The sequence below is a fragment of the [Clostridium] cellulosi genome, from assembly GCF_036762875.1.
Taxonomy (GTDB): Bacteria; Bacillota; Clostridia; order Oscillospirales; family Ethanoligenentaceae; genus Ruminiclostridium_D; species Ruminiclostridium_D cellulosi.
In genome coordinates this window covers 141,583-160,086 of sequence record NZ_JBAIZF010000006.1, presented here as the reverse complement: position 1 = coordinate 160,086, position 18,504 = coordinate 141,583, and the positions used below count along the sequence as shown (strand labels likewise).

Below are 18,504 nucleotides of genomic sequence, written 5' to 3'. Positions count from 1 at the left end.
CGTGAAGCTATGAAAAATAATGATAATAAAAAAATCCACCGCACTATGATCGGCGGTCAAGCCGTCATAGAAGGCGTTATGATGCGCGGAGTAGATAAAACGGCCCTCGCAGTCAGAAAACCTGACGGGGATATCAGCCTTGAAGTCTGGAACACGTCGCGTCACGACCGAAATTCTATTCTCCGGCTTCCTATCATACGCGGTGTCATCAACTTCGTCGAAATGCTCGTCTTTGGGTATAAAACTATCTCTAAATCCGCCGAGATAGCCGAGCTTGCTCCTGCGGAGGGCAATCCGGGGAAGTTGAGCGATACATCAAGTTCTGTGCCCGAAGCCGCTTCTGCGGAGAGCAAATCAGTAGTAGAGGGTACTACTGCGGAGGGCAATCCGGGAAAGCCGAGTGAGACGGCAAGTTCTGTGCCCGAAGCCGCTCCTGCGGAGGGCAAATCAGTAGTAGAGGGTACTACTGCGGAGGGCAATCCGGGAAAGCCGAGTGAGACGGCAAGTTCTGTGTCCGAAGCCGCTCCTGCGGAGGGCAAGGCAGATGGTACTACTGCGGAGGGCAAGCCAGCAGAGGGTACTAATACGGAAGAAAATCCGGAAAAATCGAGTGATACAGACAAGAATGAGTCCGGCGGCGATAAAGGGATGAGCGTTGCGACCGCCTTATCTATGATAGCTGGACTTGTTATTGCAATACTGCTCTTTGCCGTACTCCCGACCCTTATTATCGGGAAAACGGACAGATTTGTTCACTGGGGTTCTATGAGCACTATCGCCGAAGGTGTAATAAAAATCGCCATCTTTATCGGATATCTTGCGCTCATTGCCCGTATGAAGGACATCCAAAGGGTTTACCAGTACCACGGCGCCGAGCACAAGACCATTTACTGCTATGAACACGGCGACGAACTCACCCCTGAGAACGCCAGAAAATATACGCGCTTCCACCCTCGCTGCGGTACAAGTTTCCTGCTCATCGTCCTTATTATCAGCATTATTGTTTTCTCTTTTGTCACATGGAAAACGCTTTGGCTCAGAATACTGCTCAAACTGCTGCTGCTCCCGCTTGTCGTCGGCATTTCTTATGAGATAATAAAATTCGCGGGCCGTCACGACAACTCCGTTATGCGTTTTCTGCTCGCCCCCGGTCTTTGGCTACAGCGCCTTACAACCCGCGAGCCTGATGATTCCCAGCTTGAGGTCGCCATTAAAGCGCTTAAAGCTGTAATTCCGGACAACCCAGAGGACGACCTTTGGTAATAAACCGGCGGTTCTAAAAAGGTTTTAAGTACGTGAAGCCGGATACAATTATGAAGTTCAACAGCCTTTATCAGAGTGGCACTGACCACAGATTTATAAAGGCTGTTTTTTGTTAAATAACTAAATCATTGAGGTTGTTGATGTATACAATACATGAAGCATTTTTGAAAGCGAAAAAGAGGCTTGCTGACGCAGGTATCGCTGACGCTGGTTTTGACGCTGCGAAAATAATAGAAAAACATACGGGCTACAAGCGCCATGAAATTCTGCTGTACGGCGAAAAGCCTTTGTGCTGCCCCGACGATGAATTCTGGTCAGACGTGGAGCGCAGGGCGAAACACGAACCATTGCAGTACATCTTCGGGAAATGGCCCTTCTTTGGACTGGACTTCTTTGTCGGAAAAGGGGTTCTTATCCCCCGTCCCGATACAGAGGTTTTATGCGAAGTCGCCATATCCTATCTTTCCGAAAAACCTTCTCCTAAAATTCTCGATTTATGCGCCGGCAGCGGGTGTATATCAACAGCTATATTAAAAAATGTTGAAAATAGCACCGCTGTCTGCGTTGAGCTATCCGATGACGCGCTGTATTATTTGAAGAAAAATATTGACTTTCACGGGCTGAAAGAACGCGCTGAGATTGTCAAAGGCGATGTGCTGGCAAACGAAACCTTAGATTCACTTGCTTTTGACTTTGACGCTATTGTCTGCAATCCCCCATATATAAACAGCGGTGATATTCCCGCCCTCGAGCCAGAGGTGGCGGAATATGAACCCATTACAGCGCTTGACGGCGGAGAGGACGGCCTTTTGTTCTACAGGTCCGCAGGCCGATTCCTGCCTCATTTAAAAAGCGGCGGCTTTGCTGCCTTTGAAGTTGGCGCCGAACAGTCAGATGACGTATCGCGAATTTTAGAAAACTCAGGATACCGTGACATATTTATAAAGAAAGACTACGCCGGGATTGAGCGTGTGGTCGGAGGCTTTTCAAAATAAGCTTCCTTAATCAACACTTGCATTTTGTAATCAAATTTATCGGGTTATATTAACATCCGCGCACTATTTCCATTTATAAATAAATATTTAAATCAGGAGAAAATGCTATGGTAGAAAAGTACAAACCGATTTCGCCAAAATACCCTCATATTCTACACGGTGGCGACTACAATCCTGACCAATGGCTTGAAACACCTGAAATCATTGACGAGGATATACGCTTAATGAAAAAAGCGCACGTTAATGTTGTTTCTTTAGGTATCTTTGCCTGGTCAAAGTTGGAACCCGAAGAAGGGAAATTTGATTTCTCATGGCTCGACAATATTATGGACAAACTCGCCAAAAACGGTATCTACGTCATACTGGCCACTCCGAGTGGTGCTCGCCCGATTTGGCTTGCTAAAAAATACCCTGAAGTCCTGCGCGTTGACGATGAAAGGCAGAGACAGCTTTACGGCGGACGTCACAACCACTGCTTGACATCACCCATTTACCGCGAAAAGGTAAGGATAATAAATACTAAGCTGGCTGAGAGATACAAAGATCATCCAGCTCTTATCGCATGGCACATCTCCAACGAATACTCCGGCGAATGCCATTGTCCGCTGTGTCAGGAAGCTTTCAGACAATTTTTAAAGAACAAATATGGAACTCTCGAAAAACTCAATCACGAATGGTGGACTTCTTTCTGGAGTCACAGCATTACCGACTGGTCACAGATTGAATCACCGAGCAAAAAAGGCGAATTTAATCTCCATGGGCTAAAGCTCGACTGGAAGCGTTTTATCACCCATCAAACAGTAGATTTCTTTAAGAATGAAATTGGGCCTATCCGCAGGATTACACCAAATATACCCGTCACCACCAACTTCATGGGCCTATGCCCAGAATACGACCAATGGGAAATGGCAAAGGTGGAGGATATAGTTTCTTGGGACAATTATCCTGAGTGGCACAACGACTATCAGAAAACCTGGGAAACCGCGGCGGCAACGGCATTTTCCCATGACCTCAACCGCTCACTCAAGGGCGGGCGCCCATTCATGATGATGGAAAGTGCCCCAGGGAATATCAACTGGAGAAATATCAATAAGCTACAGCGCCCTGGTATAATCGAACTTCAATCAATGCAGGCTGTTGCACATGGTTCAGACACAGTCCAGTATTTCCAATGGCGCAAAGGCCGCGGCGGTTTCGAAAAATTCCATGGGGCGGTTGTCGGTCATTCCGGCAGTGAAAATACCCGTATTTTCTCGGAAGTATCGAAGGTCGGTGAAGACCTTGAAAAACTTGACGCGGTCGTCGGCACTACGGTTAAACCCGAGGTTGCAGTTGTTTTTGACTACCAGAATTTGTGGGCTATTGAAGATGCACGAATCAGCAATTGTGAATCAATGAATTACACGAAAACTTGCATAGAGCATTACACCCCGTTCTGGAAAAAAGGCGTCCCTGTCGATGTAATCAATGAAATGGCGGATCTTTCGGGATATAAGCTTGTCATTGCACCTATGGCTTATATGCTGCGTGAAGGCTTTGCCGAAAGGATAGATAAGTTTGTTAAAGGCGGCGGAACGTTTGTTACAACATACCTTAGCGGCTTTGTCAACGACAACGACCTATGCTGGCTCGGCGGCTTCCCTGGCCCGCTGCGCAAAATCCTGGGAATCTGGGATGAAGAGCAGGATGCGCTATATCCCAGCGACAAAAACAGCATTGTTCTGAATGAAGGCAACGAGCTTGGATTTAAAGGCAGTTTTGATATAAAAGACATGTGCGATATAATACACGCAGAGAAGGCTCAGGTGCTGGCAATATATAAATCTGATTTTTACAAAGGCAAACCCGCTTTGACTGTCAATAACTATGGAAAAGGCCACGCTTATTATATTGCTGCGCGGACTGGCACAGACTTCCTCGACAAATTTTATTCGAGCATCATCGAAAAATTCGGCATAAAGAAAACAATTGACTCAGAGCTTCCCGAAGGCGTTTCCGCCGAGTACCGCACTGACGGAGAAAATGATTTCGTATTTATTATGAATTTTACAGAAGAAACCAAAACCGTCAAAATCACCGATCAGTACAAAAATATGCTTGACGGAAATCCCGAAAGCGAGACTATACAGATTCCTGCATACGGTTTTAAACTGCTTCAACGCAACGCAAAATAAAAAACGTGACCCAAAGCCCCATGCTATAGAATTTAGGCAGCATGGGGCTTTATCTATGTTTTTTTGCTTTGTTCAACTTTAACTTATATTTAACGCATATACGCTATATTTTCTATTAAAATTTGACAACTTAACATTAAGTGCTATAATATTTTGTAAATAAATATCAATATAAATATTATCCTGAAGCCTTCTGTATATAAAACGGTTATTATGCACTAACATTTATATATACTTAAATTTTTAAAATTCGGCTTTCCGGTTCAAAAAGGAGGGGGAATTAAAAACCGGAACCACATAAAAACCAGATGAAAATTAAATTTTAAGTGAAAGAAGTTTTCTGCAATGAGTCATCAAAAGAAAAATGGGGCCGCGCTGCGAATAAAAACATTTTTTTTGCTTTTTGGCACCGCTTTATTGATTTGTATACTCGGTGCAATAGGTAAAGCACTGAATTTAAGTACGGAGGCCACATATATTTATTTTGGCGCAATACTTATTGCCTTTTTAGTGTTATCACTTGTGGTTTCCTACTGGTTCACAATACCCTTTTCCAAGATTCAAGAAGTTATTTCTGAACTCAGAAAAGGGCATATCCATGCCCGCTGCAATATTAAAAACAGTCAAATTGCGAAGGAAATTGACGATTTTGCCGATTATTATGCACGAAATGTTGTAGGGGCCCTTCAGGATATTGCAAACGGCAAGGTTCCCTCAAATGAGGCTTACGACAGCAACGATATTACGGCAAATGCAGTTAACAACGCCGCTTCGGTAGTATATTCGCTGTTCAGCGACGTGCAGACAATGCTCAACGGTATTTCCCATGGCCGCTTTGACATACGCTGCAACATAGGCAAATACAGCGGCAAATGGCGCGAGCTTGCCGAAAATATCAACAGCAGTTGTGATGCGGCCGCAAAGCCAATCGAAGAATTAAACGGCATCTTACAGAACTTCACAGTCAATGATTTCTCACACGGCATGGAAGGCGAATATGAGGGCCAGTATAGGATAATGGCCGAGTCATTAAACGACCATGTAAGGCTTGTTAACCAGTTCCAGGATATCATAACCCAAATATCAAACGGCGACCTGCAGACCCTTGACCAGCTTGAAATCGCGGGCAAGCTCAGTGAAAATGACTGCTTAACTCCCGCTCTCATAAAGCTGATGAAATCATTCGACGACCTTGTAAGCGAGGTCGAAAAGATATCGAATGAGGCGACAAATGGCAATATTAACGCCCGTCCAGACAGTTCTAAGTTTGAAGGCGGATTCAAATTCATATTGGACGGCTTCAGTGACACACTGGACTCTATGTCTGCTCCTATATCTGAAACAATAACAGTCTTAAATAATATGGCTGTCTGTGATTTTTCTGCAAGATGCGAAGGCAATTACAACGGCGATTTTAAGAAACTTACCGAGTCCGTAAATGCAGTGCTTGACGCGTTTAATAAAATCCTAACAATCGTTAATGAGCTGTCCGAAGGCAACATCAGTTCTCTCGACAATCTTAAAGCAACTGGCAAGTTAAGCGAAAACGACCAACTGATCCCTTCATTTATCAAATTGATGGAGACAATCAAGGCAACAATTGATGAATCAATTAAGATTTCTAATGCTGCCGCAGAAGGCAAACTTGATATCCGCGGTGATTCGTCCAAGTTTAACGGCGAGTTCATGCACATCATCGAATCCTTTAACAATGCACTTGATTCAATTCAAGAACCTACTGTGCAGATTAATAACTTGATGAAGGAAATCGCTAACGGCAGCGTTGGCGGCACTATTGAAGGTGAATTCAAAGGCGAATACAAAGAGCTTGTTGACTCTGTGAATATGACTTCGCTCGAATTCCAGCGTGTAATTCAGGAAATTTCCAGCAGGCTGCTTCAGATGTCACAGGGCAACTTCAATATTGAAGAGACAATAAGTTTTGACGGCGACCTTAAAGCTATATCCGACGCTATGAACGCAATCACTGCCAAATTCAACGAGTTTTTGAGCAGCGTAAGTGAAGCCGCGGCACAGGTTGCCTCAGACTCTGCACAGGTGTCGCACGGAAGCCAGCTTCTCTCCCAGGGCGCAACGGAACAAGCCAGCGTCGTTGAAGAGCTCACAGCTTCAATTACGGAAATCAAGGAAAGGACAAACAAAAACGCGATTAACGCCAACAAAGCCAATGAACTTGTAGAACAAGTCAAAATAGACGCCGAAAGCGGAAATGTCCAAATGGCGGAAATGTTAAAATCAATGAACGATATAAATGAATCGTCGATTAATATTTCAAAGATAATCAAAGTGATCGACGATATCGCTTTCCAGACAAACATCTTGTCCCTTAATGCGGCTGTTGAAGCGGCACGCGCGGGCCAATACGGAAAGGGCTTTGCCGTCGTCGCGGAAGAGGTGAGAAACCTCGCTGCTAAAAGCGCCGAAGCAGCCAAGAATACTGCGTCGCTTATCGAATCTTCTCTGCAAAAAGTAAATATCGGCACAAAAATCGCAAAGGATACAGCAGAAGCATTCAAAGGCATTGCTAACGGGGTTGAAAAAGCGCTGTCCCTGGTTTCTGAAATTGCCGATTCCTCAGCCGAACAGGCAACAGGTATTTCGCAAATCGACAAAGGCCTCAGTCAGGTTTCACAGGTTATCCAAACCAATTCTGCAATAGCCGAGGAAAGCGCAGCTTCAAGTGAGGAATTGTCTAACCAATCTGCTGCCCTAAACGACATGTTGGCCCAATTCAAGCTGCGCAGCAATACCGATTGGAATGTTTCCAACGAAAACGCTGAGGACGCTGTTACTGAAGCCGCTTCTGAAGAACAGGAAAATGAAGTAGAAACAGAAACAGTTGGCAACGATGATTTCGGCAAGTACTGATTAAATTGTATATTTTTATCCCCCGGTCTTGAAAACCGGGGGATTTTCAGTCTTGCCGACATTTTTATATAATTATTTAGTAAAATTATATAAATTTTTTAAACTTACTGGTATTTGATTGCATTATTTAATGAATTATGTCATAATATAATCTATCAAGCATCATATGGTGTTTTATCATATTTTAGTCATATGTTGTATATTTCAGTAGCCAGTTCATAATTTTGATAATTGCCATATTAAGTTTTTCGGGCAATTTAAAGCCTCACAGATTTTAACAGAAGAGGAGGTGCAAAGATGAAATCAACCGGCATAGTCAGGAAAATCGACCTGCTTGGAAGGATTGTCATACCCAGAGAAACCCGGCAAAATCTGAATATTGAGTCAGGCGATCCCATCGAATTCTTCTGTGATGAAAACAGCATTTACTTAAAGAAATACATACGCGGATGTTTATTCTGCAATTCTATGGAAAACCTCATCAATTACAAAGGTCAATATATCTGTGAAAGCTGCAAAAATGAAATTGTTGAGAAATGCAAATCAGTTTGATGAGATTGTTTTGCCTCTCCCATACGGCTGCTAAAAATACTTCTTTATTAAACTACAAAACGACATAAACGTTAAATTACATCTTTAAAAAAACAATATCTTAAAAGGCGCAGCAAAAATAAAAATACTGAAGGCCGCCGGTAAAAGCCGGCGGCCCTTTTTTGCGCTTGTAAAAATTATTTGCACAGCGTCTTTCCGACAGAATTGAGGTCCTGGCAGGCTTCAATAACACGCTGTGCCATGCCCTTTTCAGCAGCCTTGAGATATGAGCGCGGATCATAAACCTTCTTGTTGCCGACCTCGCCCTCAACCTTAAGCACGCCGTCATAATTCTTAAACATATGGTCGACAATAGGCCTTGTAAACGCATACTGCGTGTCTGTATCTATGTTCATCTTGACGCAGCCGTAATTCAGAGTTTCGGCGATATCTTCCTTCGGAGAACCCGAACCGCCGTGGAACACGAACAGGAAATGTGCGTCGTCGCCGTATTTCGCTTTCAGCGCTTCCTGGCCTTCTTTTAATACTTTCGGACGAAGCTTTACATTGCCCGGCTTGTAAACGCCATGGACGTTTCCGAATGTTGCAGCGAGCATATATGTCGCATCCGGAATCTTGCCGAGAGCTTCATAGAAACGCAGCATATCTTCGGGTGTGGAATAAAGCTTATCGTTTGGTACTCCGGAATTGTCCATACCGTCTTCCTCACCGCCGACTACACCGGCCTCGACTTCGAGGATAATCTTGTTCTTTGCGCAGCGCTTGAACAAATCCGTTGCGATCTCGATATTTTTGTCAAGGGGGATGTCGCTGCCATCGAACATGTGGCTGTTGAACAGATTGCTTTCGCCTCTTGCGCGACGTTTTTCAGTCTCTTCAATAAGAGGCAAAACAAATGACGGCAGTTTTGAAGCTTTGCAATGGTCCGTATGAAGAGCAACAAAAATATTATATTTCTTTGCTACAAGGTGCACGTGCTGTGCAAGGGTCATTGCACCGATTGCACTGTCCTTGATATAATTTCCGGAAGCGAATTCTCCGCCACCAATTGAAATTTGAATAATACCGTCTGACTCGGCTTCTGCAAGACCTTCAAGAACAGCGTTGGCAGTCTCTATAGAAGAAACATTGAATGCTGGATAAGCATATTTGTTCTTATAAGCGGTCTCGAGCATTGTCTTATACTGATCATAATCTACTACCGGCATTTTAACACCTCATCATATTGTTAATAATTATTTAATAATTTTATTATAACATATAGACAGCCCTTTTGCCAGTGTTGGCACATATCTGTGTTAAAATTTAAACGAAAAATATTTTTTACTTTTTATTAACGTTTAGTTAATAATTACAAACTATATTATAGGTGTAATCTTTATTACCCTCCTTTCTCCCCAAATTTCTTTTGCCGCGAAGCTGCGGTCCAAGTCCCTTTTTACGCCCCTTCCGGCGATAAAGCCGAGGGGTTTTTTGCTGCATAATAAGGCACCACTTAAGTTCTGCCGGGTACATATCCTACGCGAATCTGTTTACAGCCGCGCGAAAAGCGCGGCTGTTTTTATTTGAATTTTACCGGCTGAACCTTTCCGGCATAGTAGTCTGCCTTTTTAATATAGGCATAGGTGCCGTTTTGAGCCTGACCCCCATTTCCTGTTCCCCAGCATATTATAATGAACAGGTCGTTCGACTCGCCGACTATATAGAAATTCTGATTAGAGCCATATTTTACCGGCACAGATTTTGTCACCTTTTTCTTTAGGTCGTAATAGTAACCCTCAGACGTGTTCGTTTTCCCGACACGGTAAAACACCTTGCCATCAAAACACTGTATGCTGTTGATAATATTTTTACCGGAGGCTATTTTTTCATCCGCACCAGTATCGAGATGATGCCGGCAGAGCGTAACTTGCTCAGTATCTGGGTCCGTCAGCATATAGTATGCGCTGTCGCCATAGAATTTAAGGGCTGTCATCGTTCCAAGCTGGCCCAGTATTGCCTTTTCGGCGCCTGTCTTGAGGTTAAGTTCATATATCGCGTGCTTGTTCTTTACTGTTTCTTCGCCCGAAACTTCGCTTTGTGAGCTGTATATGTAATAGAGATTGTCTTTATAACACCCAAGAAGGGATATGCTTGCGTTTTTGCCGGTATGCCGCGGGGACACCGTTGAAAGCTTTTTGGTCTTTAAATCGACACTATTTATCGAAACCGTTGTTTCATCCGTTGCCGTCAGGTTTTCAACCTTGTGCACCGTATTCTCGAAATACAGTTTGCCGCTCATTATTATCATTCTTCCGCCTGCGTCGGAGTCGGCCTCAATTAAAGTCTCTTTTTGTTTGCCCTCTCTATCGGCTTTATATATAAATGATTTGTTCGCCCCGTAGGGTGCAATCGCGTAGATATTGCCGCCGTACTTAGCGATGACCGTCGGGTATTTGTCGAACGAGGACGCCGCTGCGCCGCCCCACAGATACCCGTTTTCTTTTTTCTTGTAATCAAAAAACATAAAAGCGCTGTTCTGCCCCGGCTGCTGATGGATAAACCCGTCCGGTCCGGAAAAATTGCAGCCGTCTGAATAGACTGCATCGTGGGATAGGCTCCTCATCCCCCTGACGATAAAAAAGGTAGCTGCGCCGGCTACCAGTACAAAAGCGCAGGCGGCGGCGACAACAATTTTCATATGTTTCTTTAACATTTCTGCCTCCCCTTCCGTTTTTATATATTTTCGCCTGTATAAATGCAAATTTTCTGTGAGTCTACCGCTTTGGTCAATATGTATCACCTATTATTTTGCACTATTTTATAAATTATTACAAGTAAAATTACAGCATTGAACAAGAATTTACACAATATTGCTATTGACGTACTGTTGTTACCTGTTGCGACAACTACAAGGTTATTCTATTGCAGGAAGCTATGTCTCTTTGTTCTATTATTTAGCTTTTATCCTTGAAGTTTTTTTAACAATACCTTATAATATTAGGCGGGTTATTTACCCGTTACATAGATATACAAAATACGGTGTAAAAACTACCGTATATAGTATAAAAATTTAACCGGGCGCAAGGGCCTCCCTTACAGCGCCGCGGTAAAATGTTGCTGTGAAAGGAGTTACCGCTATGACTTATTCCCAGGAAGTAGAGAAAATGTGTCCCGTAAAAAAAGGTCCGAATCACGGTCCGGCCCCCATTCCTGAAGAAGGCAAATGGGTCAAAGCCTATGAGATAAAAGATATTTCTGGGCTGACGCACGGCATTGGCTGGTGCGCTCCGCAGCAGGGCTGCTGCAAACTGACGCTCAATGTTAAAAACGGTATTATCGAGGAGGCTCTTGTCGAGACTATCGGCTGCTCTGGCATGACCCATTCGGCTGCTATGGCTGCTGAGATCCTTCAGGGCAAGACCATTCTCGAAGCTCTGAATACTGACCTCGTCTGCGATGCTATCAACGTCGCAATGCGCGAGCTCTTCAAGCAGATTGTTTACGGCCGTTCACAGACTGCGTTCTCCGAAGGCGGTCTGCCAATCGGTGCTTCACTTGAGGACTTGGGCAAAGGCCTGTATTCTCAGGTTGGCACGATGTTCGGCACAAACGCGAAGGGCGTCCGCTATCTGTCAATAGCAGAAGGCTATGTTCTCAGCCTCGGCCTTGACGAGAACAACGAGGTCATCGGCTATAAGTTTGTCAACATCGGCAAAATGATGCAGGCTATCCGCCATGGCACTGACCCGAAGGAAGCCTTTGAGAAAAACGTGGGTACATACGGCCGCTATGCTGAGGCTGTAAAGTACATCGATCCGCGTGAAGAGTAAGGGAGGGGCAAAACAATGGTACAGTTTGAAGGTTATGAGAGAAGAATTGGCAAGATCAATAAATGCCTTGCCGAATATGGCATGAAATCACTCGAAGAGGCCCGCGACCTTTGCCTTTCAAAGGGCGTGGACGTTGAAAAGATAGTTAAAGGCGTACAGCCTATCGCTTTTGAGAACGCTGTCTGGGCCTATACACTCGGTGCAGCTATTGCATTAAAGAAAGGCGTAAAGGACGCTGCATCCGCTGCCGAGGCAATCGGTATCGGTCTTCAGGCTTTCACTGTTCCGGGTTCAGTCGCAGAACAGCGTAAGGTTGGCTTAGGCCACGGCAATCTCGGCGCTATGCTGCTCCGCGAGGAAACAAAATGCTTCTGCTTCCTTGCCGGACACGAATCATTCGCTGCTGCTGAAGGTGCTATCGGTATCGCACGCACAGCTAACAAGGTTAGAAAAGAGCCGCTCCGCGTCATACTCAACGGCCTTGGCAAAGACGCTGCTTACATCATCAGCCGTATCAATGGCTTTACATATGTAAAGACTCAGTTCGATTATTTCACCTCCGAACTGAAGGTTATTGAGGAGCACGCTTATTCCAAGGGCGAGCGCGCAGCAATCAAATGCTATGGCGCTGACGACGTCAGAGAAGGCGTTGCAATCATGCAGAAAGAGAGCGTTGACGTTTCCATCACCGGTAACTCAACCAACCCCGTCAGGTTCCAGCACCTTGTCGCCGGCACATACAAGAAATGGTGCCAGGAAAACGGCAAGAAGTACTTCTCAGTTGCTTCCGGCGGCGGCACAGGCCGTACGCTCCATCCGGACAACATGGGGGCCGGCCCTGCTTCCTATGGCCTGACCGACAGCCTCGGCCGTCTGCACGGTGATGCCCAGTTCGCTGGTTCATCGTCTGTTCCGGCTCATGTTGAAATGATGGGCCTTATCGGTATGGGCAACAACCCGATGGTCGGTGCGACCGTTGCTTGCGCTGTTGCTGTTTCACAGGCAAAGTAATTTAATTGTTGCATATAAAATCCCCTTGCCTCGCGGCAAGGGGATTTTTCTACGTATTATTAACTATGCAAAAACGGCCTGAAGTTAGTTTCCTTCAGACCGTTTTCATGTTTTATTTTATATCCTTATAATGCAGCCGATATCCTTCGCATGTTCTAACACATACTGCATTCCGCCCATAGTCATCGCGAAAATCCCAAGTGTAATAGTAAGGGCAATGGCGCCGGCGTCATACCGCAGCTTATTTTCATCGTTGATGACGTAAGAAATTATGATTTCAAATCCAAGAAGTATCAGAATAACAGGCCAGAGCGAAAAGATGAAATTGTAATCAAAAAATGGGAAGAACGTATGGAGCAAAAACATGACGCCGAAAACAACCAATACAATGCCGGCAGTAAACGTGCCAACCCTTCTCCCTTTAAACATCTTTGTCGACACTCCTTTTCTTTCCGACTATGAGATAAATGCCGGCAATGATGATTATTAAACTGACGGCTATCTTAGGTATAAAGTCGGCCACTCTTATTATTGTATTCAAAACCTCAGCCGAAATATAATAACTGAGACTATCCACCCCAGTCTTATAAAGCATATACAGACCGAGCAAAAGTATAAGTATGCCTATAAATAGTCTTCCCTTTCCCTTTAAGTATCTGCTTTCTAAAATCCTGTCAGCCGAAAGCAAATAATGGTCTTCAAACTGGCTGAATATTTCATCGCTTGAAAAGCACTTATTGATCGCATCAAAAAACGAGTAGAAGCAGAGTATCGGTATAATATACATCAACGGCCCTAAATCAAGCCATGAGGATAAAAATATTATCAAAAAAAACGGAATCATCAGTGAAAGGCCCATTTTCATAAAGCCCATGAACATATGCCCCGCACCAGGCAGGCATGAAAAGACAACCGTCAGAAACTTATTTCTTTTTTGCGGCATTTATCCATACCTCCATATTTAAAATATTCTGTGAGAAATCTTTAAGCTGCTGATTTATCGTATTTACAAAACTCAAATCCGGCGCTTTTATTTTACTTCCGATTTTAGGCTTACCGGACAATTGATTTAACGTACCCGAAAATGTGATTGCAATTGCGGCGCAGGCAGCTATCGCTACACGCAACACATACAAAGTAAAACCACGCTTTTTGTCTGTCTCAATCTGCTTAATTTTGTCCTGTAGTTCTGTTTCAAAATCGTGCGGCACTTCCAATAATTCCTCTTCAGTGAAGTCGGAGGCAAAAGCCTCGGCACATGCTTCACAGCTTCCGATATGGGAAAGTGCCATCGCCATCTCCTCATCGCTGAGCCTGCCCTCTTTTAACAAGGCGAGCGCTTTGGGTGTCAGGTGGCCATCTTTGCCAAATAAGCCGAAATCAACAACTTTACTTCCATTCATATTTCTTCCTCCCTCCACATGGCACGAAGCAGCTTTTTTGCCCTGTAAAGCTGCGTTTCAAGTGTTTTTTGATTTCGGCCGCTCTCGCGTGACATTTCCGATAGCTTTTTCCCCTTGCAAAAATAATCTGTCGCGATGGTTCTGTAAGGCTCTTTTAGTCGGATGCATAGCCTATGTAATCGTTCGTTTGTGTCTCTTTGGATAAGTTCCTCCTCCGGCGAGGGGCTACAGTCTTCTATTAAGCTGAGTTCCTCATCTGTCAGACTGTCGGTTTTTCGCGATGGACTTTTGAGAAAGTCCCGGCACTTGTTCGCCGCGATTGCCGTCAAATAGGCTTTGGGATTATCGTTACTTAAGGACGCAAGGTGTTTGTAGGCAGATAAGAAGGTTTCTTGAGCAAGATCTTCGGCGTCAAAATAATTTTTAGTAAAGGAATAGCAGATTGTGTAGATTAGTTTTTCATATTTTGAAACTAATTCTCTAAACTCTTCTTCTCTGATCTTTCTCACTCCCTTGTGTCCCTACACTTATATAACGAGCCAAAAGAAAAAAACACTTCAAAAATTATAACATTTTATAAAATAAATTTATACATACCCTCAGGCGTACGGAAACGTGCGCTATTTTTTGTAAGCAACCCAAAAAATTACCCTTGTTCACCGAGTCTTCAGTGAACAAGGGCTAAGTACTCTATCCGTGATAAAAACTTGTTCTCTTCATCTCAATATCAGGTGGATAATTGCTAAACTCTTTATTCTCGGATTCAGGTGCTTCAACTGATACATCATCATCTTCTGGCTTGTTGCTGTAATAATGCTGTTCGCGGAATTTAATCATTCTAAGCTGGTCTTCGAGCGCTTCCCTATATGTCATCGGAATTCTCACCTCCTTTTATCAGCTTATGCTAAAATCAGGACAACTGCGACAAGCCGTCTTACATTGACAAAGAATACACAAACGGGTTAAAATATTAAGGTATCTTCTTTTAACCTTAACCCATTTTCGGAGGACATAATGTTCAAAGACAAGTTTAAAATATACTTAACTCCGCTGCTGATAGTGCTTACATTATCCGTAGTGCTCTTTGGCTGCAAGGCAAACGGCAGTTCAGCCGTTTCTTCAAGCAGCTCAAAGGTTCAAGCCACGTCATCCGCAGTTGTCTCATCCCCAAGCAGCAGCAATTCTACTTCTTCTGCTCCCAGCTCATCGTCTTCAAACGGCGGTTCTGTCTCTTCCGCTCCCGCCAGCTCAACGCCTTCAAAAGACACATCCGGCGGCAAAGACAGCTCCGACAAAAAATTCGTCTATTTGACAATCGACGCGACAAAAGGTGACGAGGGTATTGTTGCCAATAAAGTAAAAGTCGAATTCAAATCAGGCGACACTGCATACACTATTCTCAAAAGATACTGCGACAAAAAGCATATAGACTATAAAGCCAAAAACTCTTCCGGCTCTGTATATATATCGATGATAGACAATCTTGCAGAATTTAATCGCGGGGCGAGCAGCGGCTGGATATACAGTATCAACGGCAAATTTGATTCCCAGCCCTGCAACAAAGCGACGGTCAAACCCGGTGACACCGTCAGATGGGTTTATACGATTGATCTCGGAAAATCAGAAGGAGCGACGCGATGAAGTCAAGGGCGGCTGATTATTTTCACCCGGCGGTATTGTTCGTTTATACAATATCTCTTGCCGTAATGTCCATGCTGTTCTTCAACCCGATTTTCATAGCGATTGGTCTTGTTTTTGCCGCTGTTCAAAATATAATGCTACTCGGGGCAAGACATCTGCTGCGCCAGCTTGCATGGTCGCTGCCGCTGTGCATAGCTGTCGCCCTGTTTAACCCGCTCGTTAACTCGGGCGGCAAAACCGTTCTTTTCTATCTTTTCGGCAATCCGGTGACCATGGAAGCCACATTCTACGGCGCGTGTTCCGGCGGCATGCTGCTGCTTATCTTTCTCTGGTTTTCGGTTTACAACGTACTTGTCACGCCGGACAAGTTCATGTACCTGTTTTCCGGGATTGCACCGGCTGCGTCAATGGTATTGGTTATGACACAGCGCATGATACCGATGTTTGCCCGCAGGCTCAAAGCCATTTCAGCCGCGCAGAAAACGCTTTTCCCCGCCTCTGACGGCAATAGAAAATCCCGATTCAAGAGGGCGCTCCGGGAGATATCAATCCTGCTGAGCTGGTCAATGGAGGATGGGCTTGATACGGCCGATTCGATGAAAGCAAGGGGTTACGGCGGGCAAAAGCGTACCTCTTTTTCAATCTACAGCTTTACAGCTACAGACGCGGCAGCAATTATCGCTGAAATAGTGCTCGCAATTATCAGCGTTGTTTGCTATTATAAATATACTTCCATCAGATTTTTCCCGCGAATCCGTTTGAATTTCGGCGCGGGAGCATATATCGGGGCGTCCGCATTTGCCATTCTCGGCGCGGCGCTGCCTATAATCGAAACGCAGTTTATTTTAATGTGGAAAAAGATATATAAGATAGAGGGCGGCAGTCAAACTTAAAGCCGCTTCGCAAAGGGGTGAATTAATATGGCGAAAAATTTTGAAGGCATTAGCTCAATGAGCCGGCAGGAATTATGCGAGCTCATTGATTATTATAAAAATAACGACCCAACAGAGCTTTTTGCCGCGGCTGACGCAGTAAGGCAGCAATATTACGGCAAAAAGGTTTACTTCCGCGGGCTTATTGAATTCAGCAACTACTGCAAAAACGGCTGCTACTACTGCGGTATCAGGAACGGCAACAAAAACGCCGTAAGATACAGATTATCGCCGCAGGAAATCTTGGAGTGCTGTGAAAAAGGGCATAAACTGGGCTTCAGAACCTTTGTTCTGCAAAGCGGCGAGGATTTATATTACACAGACGACATCATGTGCAAAATCATCACTGAAATAAAAAGCCGTTTTCCAGACAGCGCCGTGACATTATCGATAGGCGAAAAATCAAAGGAAACTTATGAACGCTATTTCGAGGCCGGCGCAGACAGGTATCTTTTAAGGCATGAAACCGCTCTCGACGACCATTACGCAAAGCTGCACCCGGAAAATTTGAGCCTTGAAAACCGCAAGCAGTGCCTTTTTAACCTCAAGGAAATAGGATTTCAAGTGGGCGCGGGTTTCATGGTGGGTTCGCCCTATCAGACAACGGAAAACCTTGCCGCAGACCTTGAGTTCCTCCGCGAGCTTCAGCCCCATATGGTAGGCATCGGGCCTTTTATTCCTCACAAAGACACTATTTTTGCCCATGAAAAAGCGGGAAGCGTAAAGCTCACGCTTATAATGCTTGCACTTGTGCGCCTTATGCTCCCTCAGGCTCTGATTCCTGCCACGACGGCACTTGGAACGGCCGACCCTCTCGGCCGCGAAAAGGGGCTTAAAGCCGGAGCAAACGTCGTCATGCCGAACCTTTCGCCTGTAGAGCACCGCAGTGATTATGCCCTTTATGACAACAAAATTTGCACCGGCGAGGAAGCGGCAGAATGTCTTGCCTGCCTTTCGAGGCGCATCGCCTCCGCAGGATATGAGCCTGACTTCTCCCGCGGCGACCACTGTTCGATTAAGTTTGAATACTGCTTCAGTCGAACCGGTACCAATTAATAATCTGTATTATTTCAAAGTGGTGCTGCAAATCGCAGCACCACTTTTTATGTCTTTAAGGCATATAAAAATAAGCTTCCTTCCGGTTGATTTCAGAAGGAAGCTTTAGTTTTATAGTACTGAAAGCTCATTGAGATTCTCGCAAAGGCTTTCAAACCCTTTGGACAGGTATGCGTCAATACCAAGCTTTTTAGCCGCTTCGATATTTTCTTCCTTGTCGTCAAAAAATGCTATGGCAGAAGGCTCAACCTTAAGCTGCTTTATTACATATGTAAATGCATCTGCGTTCGGCTTTATTTTATGTATCAGATGGGAAGGATAACATCTCTTGAAATATTTTTGAACAGAGTCAACATCACATAGTTTGTTCCAGTGAACTTCGTTTGTATTCGACAGAGCAACTGTCATGTACTTTTTTGAAAGCTGCTTTAATACGACCTTTGCGCCTTTATAGAACCCTTTCGGCAGTAAACGAAATTCCTTAATGAAGCGCGCCGCGCTGACATTTAAGGCAAATTCGGAGACAATTTGGTCGTAGAATTCCTTAGTACCGATACTGCCGAGCTCATAGAGTTTGACAGTTTCAGTCTCCCGCCATTTCTTCTCAAGCTCTTCCGCATCATCGGTCCAGTTTTGCCATTCAAGTAGTTTTTTAAATTTGTCGCAGTCAATGAGCACTCCGCCCAAATCGAATAATAGAACGCTGTATTTCCTGTTAATAGTAAAACGCCTCCTGAAATTAAAACGCAAGTTTATGTAGTGCAAGCAAGCATGGC

18 protein-coding genes are annotated in these 18,504 nt (G+C 44.5%); 10 read left to right on the top strand and 8 right to left on the bottom strand.

Annotated elements, in window-relative coordinates:
• Positions 1–9 precede the first annotated feature (9 nt).
• The 5 genes from V6C21_RS03090 (at position 10) to V6C21_RS03070 (ending at position 7,873) form a co-directional block, all read left to right on the top strand.
• Positions 10–1,263: a DUF1385 domain-containing protein gene (locus V6C21_RS03090; RefSeq protein ID WP_479268292.1), complete on the top strand. Its 1,254-nt coding sequence runs from the start codon at positions 10–12 to the stop codon at positions 1,261–1,263.
• 140 nt (positions 1,264–1,403) lie between these two features.
• Complete coding sequence (prmC, locus tag V6C21_RS03085; RefSeq protein ID WP_479268291.1) at positions 1,404–2,258, top strand: peptide chain release factor N(5)-glutamine methyltransferase; 855 nt, start codon at positions 1,404–1,406, stop codon at positions 2,256–2,258.
• Between the two features lie 107 nt (positions 2,259–2,365).
• Entirely contained in the window at positions 2,366–4,432 is a 2,067-nt protein-coding gene (locus tag V6C21_RS03080; protein ID WP_034841405.1) for a beta-galactosidase, read from the top strand.
• Between the two features lie 510 nt (positions 4,433–4,942).
• Positions 4,943–7,321, top strand: coding sequence for a methyl-accepting chemotaxis protein (locus V6C21_RS03075; RefSeq protein WP_479268290.1), 2,379 nt, complete (start codon positions 4,943–4,945; stop codon positions 7,319–7,321).
• A 297-nt stretch (positions 7,322–7,618) separates the two neighbouring features.
• Positions 7,619–7,873 (top strand): AbrB/MazE/SpoVT family DNA-binding domain-containing protein, encoded by a 255-nt coding sequence (locus tag V6C21_RS03070; protein WP_034841404.1) that lies wholly within the window; start codon positions 7,619–7,621, stop codon positions 7,871–7,873.
• Between the two features lie 176 nt (positions 7,874–8,049).
• On the opposite strand, the gene fbaA is transcribed toward V6C21_RS03070, so the two are convergent.
• On the bottom strand, positions 8,050–9,081 hold the full coding sequence (fbaA, locus tag V6C21_RS03065; protein WP_045085165.1) for a class II fructose-bisphosphate aldolase: 1,032 nt from the start codon (positions 9,079–9,081) through the stop codon (positions 8,050–8,052).
• A gap of 353 nt (positions 9,082–9,434) precedes the next feature.
• Complete coding sequence (locus tag V6C21_RS03060) at positions 9,435–10,568, bottom strand: hypothetical protein (protein WP_479268289.1); 1,134 nt, start codon at positions 10,566–10,568, stop codon at positions 9,435–9,437.
• 424 nt (positions 10,569–10,992) lie between these two features.
• Between V6C21_RS03060 and V6C21_RS03055 the strand changes: the two genes are divergently transcribed.
• Positions 10,993–11,685, top strand: coding sequence for an iron-sulfur cluster assembly scaffold protein (locus tag V6C21_RS03055; protein WP_034841394.1), 693 nt, complete (start codon positions 10,993–10,995; stop codon positions 11,683–11,685).
• Between the two features lie 15 nt (positions 11,686–11,700).
• Complete coding sequence (locus V6C21_RS03050; protein ID WP_045085163.1) at positions 11,701–12,696, top strand: GGGtGRT protein; 996 nt, start codon at positions 11,701–11,703, stop codon at positions 12,694–12,696.
• Between the two features lie 117 nt (positions 12,697–12,813).
• Here V6C21_RS03050 and V6C21_RS03045 read toward each other — a convergent pair whose 3' ends face one another.
• From V6C21_RS03045 to V6C21_RS03025, 5 genes are all read right to left on the bottom strand, one after another.
• The gene (locus V6C21_RS03045; protein ID WP_479268288.1) at positions 12,814–13,125 is read right to left on the bottom strand and encodes a LiaI-LiaF-like domain-containing protein; all 312 of its coding nucleotides are present in this window, start codon (positions 13,123–13,125) and stop codon (positions 12,814–12,816) included.
• Positions 13,118–13,639 (bottom strand): hypothetical protein, encoded by a 522-nt coding sequence (locus V6C21_RS03040; RefSeq protein WP_034841385.1) that lies wholly within the window; start codon positions 13,637–13,639, stop codon positions 13,118–13,120. The genes V6C21_RS03045 and V6C21_RS03040 overlap by 8 nt, the downstream gene beginning before the upstream one ends.
• Positions 13,620–14,099, bottom strand: a complete 480-nt coding sequence (locus V6C21_RS03035) for an anti-sigma factor (protein ID WP_034841383.1) — start codon at positions 14,097–14,099, stop codon at positions 13,620–13,622. Before V6C21_RS03035 ends, V6C21_RS03040 begins: the two co-directional genes overlap by 20 nt.
• Entirely contained in the window at positions 14,096–14,608 is a 513-nt protein-coding gene (locus tag V6C21_RS03030) for an RNA polymerase sigma factor (RefSeq protein WP_045085162.1), read from the bottom strand. The genes V6C21_RS03035 and V6C21_RS03030 overlap by 4 nt, the downstream gene beginning before the upstream one ends.
• A 181-nt stretch (positions 14,609–14,789) precedes the next feature.
• Positions 14,790–14,972, bottom strand: coding sequence for a hypothetical protein (locus V6C21_RS03025; protein ID WP_045085161.1), 183 nt, complete (start codon positions 14,970–14,972; stop codon positions 14,790–14,792).
• Between the two features lie 141 nt (positions 14,973–15,113).
• On the opposite strand from V6C21_RS03025, the gene V6C21_RS03020 reads away from it, so the two are divergent.
• Genes V6C21_RS03020 through hydE form a run of 3 tightly spaced genes read left to right on the top strand, consistent with a single transcriptional unit; the run spans position 15,114 to position 17,728 of the window.
• A complete protein-coding gene (locus tag V6C21_RS03020; protein ID WP_479268287.1) occupies positions 15,114–15,740 on the top strand; it encodes a DUF4430 domain-containing protein in 627 nt (208 codons plus the stop codon).
• Positions 15,737–16,633, top strand: a complete 897-nt coding sequence (locus V6C21_RS03015) for an energy-coupling factor transporter transmembrane component T (protein WP_479268286.1) — start codon at positions 15,737–15,739, stop codon at positions 16,631–16,633. Before V6C21_RS03020 ends, V6C21_RS03015 begins: the two co-directional genes overlap by 4 nt.
• Positions 16,634–16,660: 27 nt before the next feature.
• Positions 16,661–17,728 carry a [FeFe] hydrogenase H-cluster radical SAM maturase HydE gene (gene hydE / locus V6C21_RS03010; RefSeq protein WP_479268285.1) on the top strand — a complete coding sequence of 356 codons (1,068 nt, stop codon included), beginning with the start codon at positions 16,661–16,663 and terminating at the stop codon, positions 17,726–17,728.
• 111 nt (positions 17,729–17,839) lie between these two features.
• Here hydE and V6C21_RS03005 read toward each other — a convergent pair whose 3' ends face one another.
• The gene (locus V6C21_RS03005) at positions 17,840–18,478 is read right to left on the bottom strand and encodes an HAD family hydrolase (RefSeq protein WP_479268299.1); all 639 of its coding nucleotides are present in this window, start codon (positions 18,476–18,478) and stop codon (positions 17,840–17,842) included.
• Positions 18,479–18,504: the final 26 nt, after the last annotated feature.